The organism is Rhodovulum visakhapatnamense (assembly GCF_004365965.1).
Taxonomy (GTDB): domain Bacteria; phylum Pseudomonadota; class Alphaproteobacteria; order Rhodobacterales; family Rhodobacteraceae; genus Rhodovulum; species Rhodovulum visakhapatnamense.
The window spans coordinates 19,115-31,205 of sequence record NZ_SOEB01000029.1 but is presented as its reverse complement, the minus strand read 5'-3'; the positions used below and the strand labels follow the sequence as shown (position 1 = coordinate 31,205).

The window sequence follows — 12,091 nt, the reverse complement described above, 5'->3', positions numbered from 1 at the left end:
GACCCGCTACGACAAGACCGCTGAGAGCTTCCTCGGCTTCATTGACATCACGTCGATCCGTCTCTGGGTCCGCCATTTGTCAACATGACCTAGGTGTTCAGTCCCTGGCGTTGTTGCAGAACTCTGGCCGCGAAGGATTCACATGACGAATCCAGGCGGTTAGACGGGTGGCATGAGCAAGCCCGAGCCCGCCCGCTACCGCACAACGAACTGGTCCGCCTACAACGCAGCCCTGCGCAATCGGGGGGCGTTGCTGATCTGGCTGGATATGGAGATGGCCTGGTCCGCGCCGCATGAGGGCTGCCCTGGGCGCCCGCCGGTCTTCTCAGACGCGGCGATCCAGTTTTGCTTGTCGATTAAGGTGTTGTTCAAGTGGCCGCTGCGGCAGGCCGCCGGGGTGGTGGCGAGCCTGCTACGCTTGGCGGGGCTCGACTGGCCTGTTCCGGACTACTCCACGCTGTGTCGCAGGCAAAAGACCCTGACGGTTCAGATCCCGTATCGCCGAGCCGGCGGACCGCTGAACCTGCTGGTGGACAGCACGGGCATCAAGTTCCCTGGCGACGGGGAATGGCAGGTCCGGAAGCATGGTGTTCAGGGACGGCGCCAATGGCGCAAGGTCCATCTGGCCATGGACACCGCCACATCCGACATCCGCGCGGTCGAGTTCACGCCCAGTCGAGAAGGCGATAGCCTTGTCCTGCCGGACCTCCTTGGCCAGATCCCGGACGACGAAGCCATCGGCACCGTTACCGCAGACGGGGCCTACGATACCCGCCGCTGCCGCGGCGCCATCATCGCACGGGGCGGCACGGCCATCATCCCGATCCGCAAGAATGGCAGACCGTGGAAGGAGGACAGCCCGGCTGCTCGGGCCCGCAACGAAACCCTGCGCGTAACGCGTCACTACGGCCGGGCGCTCTGGAAACGGTGGACGGGATACCACGTCCGCAGCCGCGCCGAGACCAAGATGCCCTCGCCGGTTCGCTCGAACCGGTGGCGCTGAACCGGCTCGAGCTCAAGTCCTTCGGAGAGCGCATCGCCGCGAGAGACCCCGATCGCCAGACCGCCGAAATCCAGATCCGCATCATTCGCCATTGTCGCTCGGACCAATGGCGCGGCATGGCTCATTTATGAACCGCTTCAACGCCCTCGCAACAGCCGAGATCGTCCGCGTCGCATGACGTCAGTGGGGTATGGGGCAGTCATGCCTCAGGCGCGAGTTCTGCAACACCGCCGCCTCCTTGCCTCAAAGTCAGGGAGCAAAGCGTCCACAAATCCAGGGGCACCTCAAAGCGCATCGGCCGTGAAGACGCGGTATTCCGGTTCCGGGGCTGCTCGGCGATGGCCGCCTCCTCGGCCTCAGACGGAACCATCGAACGTGGCTTCTTAGGGCCGGTCTTGCGATCATCGACCGTCTGATGTTTGCGCCACTTCGCTACCGTCTCGGGGGTCGTCGGGAAAACGATTCACCGGATCGTTTTCCGATCCTCCCCGCTCCGCAGGTCCCGGCTCAGCGTCGCGAGCGACGCTTGCGATCGCTGTATCGCTGCTCTGACCGCGTACGTGGTCGCGGCGTTTCCGTGACGAACTTGCCCCGTAGCGCATCCCTCCATTCCTTCGAAGGGACCACACCATCAAACCCAGGGATCGAACACCTGGACCAGGTTCTCCCGGCCGGTCCGCCCGTCCTTATGCGGTCCGCAATCCTGAAGCACAGACAGCCTGCGCAGCACCGGTCGCGTCAGCGGGCCGCCCGGTCGATCCCCTGGTACCAGGCGACGATCCGGGCCCGTTCCTCGGCCGCCATCATCATCACGTTGCCGGGCGGCATCGCCCGGCTGAGCCCCGCATGCCGGTAGATGTCCCGGGCATGGAGCGCGATCCCGCCAGGGCTGTCGAGCCGTACGCCCTTCGGCGCCTGGCCGAGCCCGGGCCAGAGCGGCTCGGCGCTGTGGCACATCGAACAGCGGCTTTCGACGATGTCGCGCACCTCGTCGAAGCCCTCGGCGGCCGCGACGCGGTCCAGCGGTGCGGGCAGGGCGGCGGTCTCGGGGGCTTGGACCGCGTTCTGCGTCGGGGCCAGAGACAGCGCGACGATGACCAGGAAGATCGCGGCCGTCGCGCCCCAGGTCCACCAGGGGCGGCCCTTCCGGGCATGCATGGTGTTGAAGAAATGCCGGATCGTGACGCCCATCAGGAAGACAAGGCTTGCGATCAGCCAGTTATAGGGGCTTGCGAAGGCCAGCGGGTAATGAGTCGACAGCATCAGGAAGAGGACCGGAAGCGTCAGGTAGTTGTTATGGGTCGAGCGCAGCTTGGCGATCTTGCCGTGTTTCGGATCGGGCGTGCGGCCGGCCTTGAGATCGGCCACCACCACGCGCTGGTTCGGCATGATCACCAGAAAGACGTTGGCCACCATGATCGTGCCGGTGAAGGCGCCCAGATGCAGCAGGGCCGCCCGTCCGGTGAAGATCTGGGTGTAGCCCCAGGCCATCGCCACGATGATCGCGAAGAGGATCAGCATCAGTGTCGTGGGCCGCCCGCCCAGCGGGCTGCGGCAGAGCAGGTCGTAGCAGATCCAGCCGATGGTCAGCGAGCCAGCCGACAGCGCGATGGCCTGCCAGGGCGCCCACTGGATCTTGTCATAGTCGATCAGGTAAAGATCCGCCCCCATCCAGTAGACCAGCGCCAGCAGCATCAGCCCGGACAGGAAGGTCCAGTAGGCCTCCCATTTGAACCAGGTCAGATGCTCGGGCATGTGCGCGGGCGCGACCGTGTATTTCTGGATATGGTAGAAACCGCCGCCATGAACCTGCCATTCCTCGCCCAGAACGCCTTCGGGCAGGGGGCGGTCCTTCGTCAGCCCCAGATCGAGCGCGATGAAGTAGAAGGACGATCCGATCCAGGCGATACCGGCGATGACGTGCAGCCAGCGTACGGCGAATTCAAGCCAGTCCCAGACCAGCGCGATGTCGAACATGGGTGTTCTCCCTGAGTTGGCCGCAGGCTATACGCGGGACCGGCTTTCTGATAATTCCCGATTATCCCGAGCAGTTTCAATAAATCCCGAAGAATAGAGCGTGGCCGGCATCAACAATATCCGCATGTTCGTTCGTGTCTACGAATTGGGCAACATGTCGGCGGCCGCGCGCGATCTGCAGGTTTCGGCGGCGGTCGCCTCGTCGCGGATCGCGGATCTGGAACGGCATCTGGGTATTCGTCTTTTCACCCGGACCACGCGCTCGATCCAGCCGACCGAACAGGGACGGATCTACTATCCCAAGGCGGTGCAGGTGCTCGAGGCGTTGGAGGAGGCCGAGGCCGCGGTGCAGGAGATCACCCATCACCCGCGCGGCTCGTTATACGTGTCGGCGCCGCTTGGGGTGGGGCGGCGGCTGATCGCGCCCAATGTGGTGCTGTTCCAGGACCGGTATCCGGACATTCATGTGCGGCTGAGGCTGTCGGACCGGCGGGTCGATCTGGCGGGCGAGGGGCTCGATGCGGGGTTTCTGCTGGGCGATCTGCCGGATTCGGGGCTGAAGGTCCGGTCGCTTGGCGATTGCCCGCGGGTGCTGTGCGCAGCACCCACCTATATCGCGCGGCGGGGGATGCCGCGCAGCGGGGCCGACCTGATCGGGCAGGGCCATGACTGCCTGTTGCTGCGCTTTCCCGGCTCGCGCGAGTTTCGCTGGACATTGCAGACGCCCGAGGGACCGCAGGCCTTCAACGTCAAGGGGCCCTATGCCTGCGATGATGGCGACGTGCTGACCGCCTGGGCGCTGGACGGGCGGGGCGTGGTGCTGAAGCCGGTCTTCGACGTGGCCGAGCATCTGGCCTCGGGCGCGCTGCTTCCGGTCTGCCAGGAGACCCCGCCGCCCGATGCGCGGCTCGCTTGCCTCTTTCCGCACAAGCGCAACCAGGACCCGAAAAGCCGGTTGTTCATCGAGTTCATGGCCGGGCGGATCAAGACGGCGCTGCGTGCCCGCGACCGGATCTATCAGCTGCCGCGATAGGTCGAATAGCCATAGGGCGACAGCAGCAGGGGCACATGGTAATGCGCCTCCGGGTCGTCCATGCCGAAGCGGATCGGGATCTGGTCGAGGAAAAGCACCTCGCCCCCCGCAAGGCCCGCGCGTTTCAGATAGTCGCCCGCGAAGAAGACCAGTTCATAGGTGCCGGTCTTGAAGGCGCCGGGCGGCAGGATCGGGGCGTCGGTTCGGCCGTCGGCATTGGTTTCCACCTCGGCGATCTTGCGGTGCGAATTGCCCGAGACGCGGTAGAGGGTGATCCTCAATCCTGCGGCGGGCGCGCCGGTGGCGGTGTCCAGAACATGGGTGGTCAGGTATCCGGGCATCTTGTCCTCGCGCTGCTTCGGGCCGATAGATCGCTTATGGCCTGAAAGGCCGGAACTACGGAAGACCCCGAAAGACTTTCAGGCAATTCTTGAAAGACGGCATGTTCATCCTGGTTTATGCGAAAGTATTCCGAAGGAGGACACCTTGACCCGCTATCCGCGCGACCTCCGGGGCCATGGCGCGACGCCGCCCCATCCGCATTGGCCGAACGGCGCCAAGATCGCCGTGCAATTCGTCATCAACTACGAGGAAGGCGGCGAGAACTGCATCCTGCATGGCGATGCGGCCTCCGAAGCCTTCCTGTCCGAGGTCGTGGGCGCGGTGCCCTGGCCGGGCCAGCGCCACTGGAACATCGAGACGATGTACGAATATGGCGCCCGGGCCGGATTCTGGCGGCTGCACCGGCTGTTCACCGCGCGGAACATGCCGGTCACGGTCTACGGGGTTGCGACCGCTCTGGCGCGCGGCCCCGAACAGGTCGCCGCAATGCAGGACGCGGGCTGGGAGATTGCCAGCCACGGCCTGAAATGGATCGAATACAAGGACTATGCCGAGGCCGACGAACGCGCCCATATGCTTGAGGCGATCCGGCTGCACGAAGAGGTCACCGGCGCGCGGCCGCGCGGCTGGTACACCGGGCGCTGTTCGGCGCAGACCGTGCAGCTGGCGGCCGCGGAGGGCGGGTTTGCCTATGTCTCGGACACCTATGACGACGATCTGCCCTACTGGAAGAAGGTGGGCGACCGGCATCAGCTGGTGATCCCCTACACGCTCGATGCCAACGACATGCGGTTTTCGGTGGCGGCGGGCTACGGGTCCGGCGACGAGTTCTATGCCTATCTGCGCGACAGCTTCGATACGCTTTACGCCGAGGGGGTGGAAGGCGTGCCCAAGATGATGTCGGTGGGGCTGCATTGCCGTCTGGCGGGGCGTCCCGGCCGGCTTGCGGCGCTGAAGCGGTTCCTCGATTACATCTCGGGCTTCGACGGGGTCTGGGTCGCGCGGCGGCTCGACATCGCCGAGCACTGGGCCCGGGTCAACCCGCCGGTGGAGTGGGAGAGGCCCACGGACATGGACCGCGAGACCTTCGTCGCGCGGTTCGGCGGCGTTTTCGAGCATTCGCCCTGGATCGCGGAAGGAGCGTTCGGGCTGGAGCTTGGCCCGGCCCATGACAGCGCGGTGGGGCTGCACAATGCACTGGCCCGGGTCTTCCGGTCGGCCGATGCCGAAAAGCGGCTGGCGGTGGTCAAGGCGCACCCGGATCTTGCGGGCAAGCTCGCCCAGGCGAAACGGCTGACCGAGGCGTCGAGCGCCGAACAGGCCTCGGCCGGGCTCGATGCGCTGAGCGATACCGAGCGGGCGCGGTTCGAGGACCTGAACCGCCGCTATACAGACCGCTTCGGCTTCCCCTTCATCATCGCCGTGCGCGACCATGACAAGGCGGGCATTCTCGCGGCGTTCGAGCGGCGGCTGGAAAACTCTGCCGAGGCCGAATTTGCCGAAGCCTGCGCCCAGGTGGAACGGATCGCGCTGCTGCGCCTGAAGGAGATGCTGCCGCAATGACCGGATATTTCTCGACCCTGGGCGGCCATCCCGGGCAGGACGCTCTGCATACCGGCCGCGCCGTCTTCACCGAAGCCTATGCGGTGATCCCGAAGGGCGTGATGCGGGACATCGTGACCAGCAATCTGCCGCACTGGAGGGGCACCCGTGCCTGGATCATCGCGCGGCCGCTGACGGGCTTTGCCGAAACCTTCGCGCAATATGTGATGGAGGTGGGGCCCGGCGGCGGGTCGGACCGGCCCGAGCCCGATCCGGGCGCCGAAGGGGTGATCTTCGTCACCGAGGGCGCGCTTGATCTCAGGCTCGACGGGCTGCCGCATCTGATGACGGCGGGGGGCTATGCCTATCTGCCGCCGGGGTCGGACTGGACGGTGCTGAACCCGGGCGAGGCGCCCGCGTGCTTTCACTGGGTGCGCAAGCGGTATGCCGCGGTCGAAGGCATCGACCGGCCGGAGGCCTTCTTTGTCAGCGAGGCCGATATCGCGCCGGTGGCGATGGCGGGGACCGAGGGGCGCTGGGCGACGACGCGGTTTGTCGACCCGAACGATCTGCGCCACGACATGCATGTGAACATCGTCAGTTTCGAGCCGGGCGGGCTGATCCCCTTCGAGGAAACCCATGTGATGGAGCACGGGCTGTACGTGCTGGAAGGCAAGGCGGTCTACAAGCTGAACCGCGACTGGGTCGAGGTCGAGGCGGGCGATTTCATGTGGCTGCGCGCCTTCTGCCCGCAGGCCTGTTATGCGGGCGGGTCCGGCCGGTTCCGCTATCTTCTTTACAAGGACGTCAACCGGCATCCTGCCCTGACGCTGGGCGCCTTGTGATGCTGACGGCGATACCGATCACCGCCGAGGACTTTGCGCCCTTCGGCGAGGTCGTCGAGCTGGGCGGCGAGTTCAAGACCATCAACGAAGGGTTCTGCCGCCGGTATTCCGATCTTGCGACGCTCGACATCGTCGATGGGGCGCCTGGCATCAGCCTTTTCAACGCCGAAATCCGCAGCCTTCCCTATGACTGCGGCTTGCTGGAACGGCATCCGCTGGGCTCGCAATGCTTTATTCCCATGCGGAATGCCGAATTTCTGGTCATTGTTGCGCCAGATGCGGGCGGGCGGCCGGGTGCGCCCCGGGCCTTCGTTGCCGGGGCGGGGCAAGGGGTCAATATCGGCCGGAATGTCTGGCACGGGGTGTTGTGCCCGATTTCCGGGTCCGGGCTGTTCGCGGTCGTCGACCGCATCGGGCCGGGTCCCAATCTGGAAGAAGTCCGGCTGCCCGAGCCGGTGACCGTCACGCTGGCCCCGGAGGGCTAGGCGAAAAAGACCAACAGGGAGAATGAAACGATGGCTGTAGACAGCTCGATCGGGACGCCAGAGCAGCTGCGCGACCCGAACTATACACCTGCGCTTCACAAGGCGGTGCCGCTGGGCATCCAGCACGTGCTGGCAATGTTCGTCTCGAACGTGACGCCCGCGATCATCGTCGCGGGCGCGGCGGGCTTCGGCTTCGGGTCCGAGGCGGGGGCGCAGGGCTTTCCGGACATGAAATACATGATCCAGATGTCGATGCTGTTCGCCGGTATCGCGACGCTTTTCCAGACCATCGGCTTCGGCCCGGTGGGCGCGCGGCTGCCGATCGTGCAGGGCACCAGTTTCGCCTTCATCCCGATCATGATCCCGCTGGTTGCGGGCAGGGGGGTCGAGGCGCTGCCGATGCTGTTCACCGGGGTCTTTCTCGGCGGGCTCTTCCACGCGATGCTTGGCACGGTGATCGGCAAGATCCGCTTTGCCCTGCCGCCGCTGGTCACCGGGCTTGTGGTGACAATGATCGGGCTCGCGCTGGTCAAGGTCGGCATCCAGTATGCGGCGGGCGGTGTCCCGGCCATGGACACGCCCGAATATGGCAGCCTGCTGAACTGGTCGGCGGCGCTCGTCGTGATCTTCGTCACGCTGGGGCTGAAGTTCTTCGCGCGCGGGCTGCTGTCGGTGTCGGCCGTCGCGGTCGGGATCGTTGCCGGGTATCTCTTCGCTCTGGCCACCGGCATGGTGACCATTGGCGGGATCGAGACCAGCTGGGACCGCGCCGCCGTTCTGGAAGTGCCGCTGCCCTTCAAATACGGGTTCGATTTCAGCATCGCGGCGGTGGTCGGCTTCTGTCTCATGGCCTTCGTCTCGGCGGTCGAGACCGTGGGCGATGTCTCGGGCATCACCAAGGGGGGCGCGGGCCGCGAGGCGACCGACCGCGAGATCGCGGGTGCCACCTATGCCGACGGTCTGGGCACCGCCATCGCGGGGGCCTTCGGGGCGCTGCCGAACACGTCGTTCAGCCAGAATGTGGGGCTGATCGCGATGACCGGCGTCATGAGCCGTCACGTGGTGACCATCGGTGCGATCTTCCTGATCCTCTGCGGGCTGGTGCCCAAGGTCGGGGCGGTGATCTCGACGATTCCGATCGAGGTGCTGGGCGGCGGGGTGATCGTCATGTTCGGCATGGTCGTGGCCGCCGGTATCTCGATGCTGTCGGACGTGAACTGGAACCGCCGCAACATGGTGATTTTCGCCATCGCGCTGTCGGTCGGGCTGGGCCTGCAACTGGAACCGAAGGCGGTGCAATACCTGCCCGAGTCGGTCCAGATCCTGATGACGAGCGGGCTGCTGCCGGCCGCGCTGATCGCCATTCTTTTGAACCTGATCCTGCCCGAGGAACTGGCCTCCGAGGCCACCGAGGAAGTGTCGGGCGGGCTTTCGGGTCACGGTCTGGGCAGCCTCGGGCGCGATTGACGCGATCCTCGAACCGGGGCAGGGGCACCCTGAGGGTGTCCTGTTCCACCTTTTACAACCCGATTTTCCCGGCTATGTCCTTGAAGGCCGGGAAAATCGGCTCAGGTTGTTGCGTAAATTTTGGGCATCCGCATTTCTGTTGCGCGTTCGATGATGGGAAACCATTGCCGCTGCCACGGGGCGGAAATAGCGTGAGGCCATGAACGAGAGCCAGACCTTCGACGAGATGTGGGGCCGCGAACAGGTTCTGCGCCCCCCCTACGAGCGGTTTCACGAGTGGTTCGAGGGCGAGGATATCGCCCGGTTGCGTGCCAAGCAGCGCGAGGCCGAAGAGGTGTTCCGGCTGACCGGCATCACCTTCAACGTCTACGGGCGGGCCGAGGCCGAAGAGCGTCTGATCCCCTTCGACATCATCCCGCGGATCATTTCGGGGCGCGAATGGCAGAAGCTGTCGCGGGGCATCGAGCAGCGGGTGCAGGCGATCAACGCCTTTCTCTATGACATCTACCACCGGCAGGAGATCGTGAAGGCAGGGCGCATCCCCCAGGAGATGGTCTCGCGCAACGACGCCTTCCTGCCTCAGATGATCGGGGTCAAGCCGCCGGGCGGCGTCTATACCCATATCGTGGGCATCGACCTGGTGCGCACCGACGACAACGAATTCTACGTGCTCGAGGACAATGCCCGTACGCCCAGCGGCGTCAGCTACATGCTGGAAAACCGCGAAACCATGCTGCAGATGTTCCCCGAGCTGTTTTCGCGGAACCGTGTCCAGCCGGTGCAGACCTATCCGCTGGACCTGCGCCGGTCGCTGGCGGCCTGTGCGCCCGCCGATGTGGACGAGAAACCGACCATCGCGGTTCTCACCCCCGGCATCTACAACTCGGCCTATTTCGAACATGCCTTCCTGGCCGACCAGATGGGGGTCGAACTGGTCGAGGGGCAGGATCTCAGGATCGTCGGCGGCAAGGTCGCGATGCGGACGACCGAAGGCTACCGGCCGATCGACGTGCTGTATCGCCGGGTCGACGACGACTTCCTCGATCCGCTGAACTTCAACCCCGAAAGTGCCCTGGGTATTCCGGGCATCATGGATGTCTATCGCGCCGGCCGGATCACCATCGCCAATGCGCCCGGCACCGGCATCGCCGATGACAAGGCGATCTACAGCTACATGCCCGATATCGTCGAATTCTACACCGGCGAGAAGGCGATCCTGGAAAACGTGCCGACCTGGCGCTGTTCCGAACCGGAGGCTTTGGCCTATGTGCTGGACAACCTGCACGACCTCGTCGTGAAGGAGGTGCATGGCTCGGGCGGCTACGGCATGCTGATCGGCCCGACCTCGACCAGGAAGGAGATCGCGGCCTTTCGCGACAAGCTGAAGGCCAGGCCCGGCAATTACATCGCCCAGCCGACGCTGTCGCTGTCGACGGTGCCGATCTTCACCCAGAAGGGGCTGGCGCCGCGCCATGTCGACCTGCGCCCCTTCGTACTGGTCAGCCCTGCGGGCATCAAGATTACCCCGGGCGGGCTGACGCGGGTGGCGCTGAAGAAGGGCTCGCTCGTGGTGAACTCGTCGCAGGGCGGGGGCACCAAGGACACCTGGGTGCTCGAGGACTGACGCGATGCTGGGCAAGACCGCAAACGGGCTTTTCTGGATGTACCGCTACATCGAGCGGGCCGAGAATATCTCGCGGCTGGTCGAGACCGGCCAGCGCATCGCGCTGACCCGGCTTGACAGCCCCGATGACGAATGGGTCTCGGTGATGAAGACCGCGGGCGTGGCCAAGGCCTACAAGCGTCACCACGAGACCGTGACCAAGGAAGCCGCCATCGACTGGATGCTGCGCGCCAAGGAGAACCCGTCTTCGGTTCTGTCGGCGATTTCCTCGGCCCGCCAGAATGCCCGTGTGGTCAGGACCGCGCTGACCCACGATGTCTGGGAGGCGATGAACGGCTGCTACATGGCGTTGAAGGACGCACTGTCCCGGCGCGTGAACGAACGCGACCTTCCGGCCGTGATCGACCTGATCAAGGAGCGCACCGCGCTGGTCCGGGGCACGACCCAGGGCACGCTGCTGCGAAACGACATCTTCAACTTTGCGCGGATCGGCACCTTCCTCGAACGCGCCGACAACATCGCGCGCATTCTGGACGTCAAGTATTACGTGCTGCTGCCCTCGGTCTATTCGGTGGGGTCCTCGATCGACAACGTGCAGTGGGAAACGATCCTGCGCGCGGTGTCGGCGCGGGGCGGCTACCGGATGGTGCATGGCAGCCAGGCCAGCCCGCGCGATATCGCCCAGTTCCTGGTGCTCGACCGCAAGATGCCGCGGAGCCTCGAATTCTCGGTCACCAAGATCCGCGACAACCTCGAATACCTCGCGCTCGATTATGGCGACCGGCACCGCTCGCACGAGCTGGCCGAGGCGCTGAAACAGCGCTTTACCGCCCACGACATCGACGCCATCTTCGATTACGGTCTGCATGAATTTCTGCAGGACGTGCTGGGCTCGTTGAACGAGCTGGGCCAGCAGATCGAGAAAGACTACAGATTCTACGAGTGATCCGATGCGCCTGAAGATCCGGCATACAACGCGCTACGCCTTCGACGACCCGGTGATCTACGGGCTCCAGCAGTTGCGCAAGACCCCCAAGAACGGTCCCGAACAGCGGGTGATCGCCTGGAAGACTACCGTCGAGGGCGGCGTCAAGGAGCTGAGCTTCGAGGATCATCACCGCAATACGGTCGAGCTGATCAGCTTCGAGAAGGACGTGACCGAGCTGGTCGTGCGCTGCGAGGGCGAGGTCGAGGTGCTGGATAGCTCGGGCGTGATCGGACCGCATCGCGGGCCCTCGCCGCTGTGGCTTTTCCGCCGCGCGACGCCCCGCACCCGGGCCGGACAGGGCTGTCGGGCGCTGGTGCGCGAGGTCAAGGGCGAGGGCGATCTGGACCGTCTGCACGCGCTTTTGCGGATGGTGCATGGCGCTGTGGGCTACGAGATCGGGGTGTCGCGTCCGGACTGGACCGCCGAGGATGCTGTCACCGCGGGCAAGGGGGTGTGTCAGGATCACGCGCATGTCTTTGTGGCCTGCGCCCGCGAGATGGGCTTTCCCGCCCGCTATGTCTCGGGCTATCTGATGACCGGCGACCGCGTTCAGCACGAAGCGAGTCATGCCTGGGCCGAGGCACATGTCGAAGGCCTGGGCTGGGTCGGGTTCGACGTGTCGAACGAGATGTCGCCGGACGAGCGCTATGTCCGCGTCGCGACCGGCCTCGACTATGCCGAGGCCGCGCCGGTGACCGGATCGCGCATGGGCGGCACCGGAGAGGCGCTGTCGGTCGAGATCGAGGTGGCCCAGCAATAGCGCTGGCGCGCCGGTGCAGGGGCTG

Annotated in this window: 10 protein-coding genes and 3 pseudogenes; 10 read left to right on the top strand and 3 right to left on the bottom strand. The window is 65.2% G+C overall.

Annotation, left to right across the window (positions count from 1 at the left end):
* Nucleotides 1–88: pseudogene (locus EV657_RS18930) on the top strand (IS5/IS1182 family transposase); the annotation flags it as partial.
* Between the two features lie 84 nt (nt 89–172).
* Nucleotides 173–1,181: pseudogene (locus EV657_RS18925) on the top strand (IS5 family transposase).
* A 159-nt stretch (nt 1,182–1,340) separates the two neighbouring features.
* Here EV657_RS18925 and EV657_RS22800 read toward each other — a convergent pair.
* Both EV657_RS22800 and EV657_RS18915 read right to left on the bottom strand, forming a co-directional pair.
* Nucleotides 1,341–1,613: pseudogene (locus EV657_RS22800) on the bottom strand (hypothetical protein); the annotation flags it as partial.
* A gap of 128 nt (nt 1,614–1,741) precedes the next feature.
* The gene (locus tag EV657_RS18915) at nt 1,742–2,980 is read right to left on the bottom strand and encodes a urate hydroxylase PuuD (protein WP_134079347.1); all 1,239 of its coding nucleotides are present in this window, start codon (nt 2,978–2,980) and stop codon (nt 1,742–1,744) included.
* Nucleotides 2,981–3,080: 100 nt separating this feature from the next.
* Between EV657_RS18915 and EV657_RS18910 the strand changes: the two genes are divergently transcribed.
* Nucleotides 3,081–4,013, top strand: a complete 933-nt coding sequence (locus EV657_RS18910) for a LysR family transcriptional regulator (protein ID WP_134079346.1) — start codon at nt 3,081–3,083, stop codon at nt 4,011–4,013.
* On the opposite strand, the gene uraH is transcribed toward EV657_RS18910, so the two are convergent.
* Nucleotides 3,998–4,354, bottom strand: a complete 357-nt coding sequence (uraH, locus tag EV657_RS18905) for a hydroxyisourate hydrolase (protein ID WP_075785160.1) — start codon at nt 4,352–4,354, stop codon at nt 3,998–4,000. The genes EV657_RS18910 and uraH overlap by 16 nt on opposite strands.
* 145 nt (nt 4,355–4,499) lie before the next feature.
* Here uraH and puuE point away from each other — a divergent pair, with 145 nt between their 5' ends.
* From puuE to EV657_RS18870, 7 genes are all read left to right on the top strand, one after another.
* Complete coding sequence (gene puuE, locus EV657_RS18900) at nt 4,500–5,918, top strand: allantoinase PuuE (protein WP_134079344.1); 1,419 nt, start codon at nt 4,500–4,502, stop codon at nt 5,916–5,918.
* Complete coding sequence (locus EV657_RS18895; RefSeq protein WP_134079343.1) at nt 5,915–6,742, top strand: bifunctional allantoicase/(S)-ureidoglycine aminohydrolase; 828 nt, start codon at nt 5,915–5,917, stop codon at nt 6,740–6,742. The genes puuE and EV657_RS18895 overlap by 4 nt, the downstream gene beginning before the upstream one ends.
* Nucleotides 6,742–7,227, top strand: a complete 486-nt coding sequence (locus tag EV657_RS18890) for an ureidoglycolate lyase (RefSeq protein ID WP_075785163.1) — start codon at nt 6,742–6,744, stop codon at nt 7,225–7,227. Before EV657_RS18895 ends, EV657_RS18890 begins: the two co-directional genes overlap by 1 nt.
* A 30-nt stretch (nt 7,228–7,257) precedes the next feature.
* On the top strand, nt 7,258–8,694 hold the full coding sequence (locus tag EV657_RS18885; RefSeq protein ID WP_134079341.1) for a nucleobase:cation symporter-2 family protein: 1,437 nt from the start codon (nt 7,258–7,260) through the stop codon (nt 8,692–8,694).
* 199 nt (nt 8,695–8,893) lie between these two features.
* The gene (locus EV657_RS18880) at nt 8,894–10,318 is read left to right on the top strand and encodes a circularly permuted type 2 ATP-grasp protein (protein ID WP_134079339.1); all 1,425 of its coding nucleotides are present in this window, start codon (nt 8,894–8,896) and stop codon (nt 10,316–10,318) included.
* Between the two features lie 4 nt (nt 10,319–10,322).
* Nucleotides 10,323–11,264, top strand: a complete 942-nt coding sequence (locus tag EV657_RS18875; protein WP_134079338.1) for an alpha-E domain-containing protein — start codon at nt 10,323–10,325, stop codon at nt 11,262–11,264.
* Nucleotides 11,265–11,268: 4 nt separating this feature from the next.
* Nucleotides 11,269–12,066 (top strand): transglutaminase family protein, encoded by a 798-nt coding sequence (locus tag EV657_RS18870; protein ID WP_075785167.1) that lies wholly within the window; start codon nt 11,269–11,271, stop codon nt 12,064–12,066.
* Nucleotides 12,067–12,091: the final 25 nt, after the last annotated feature.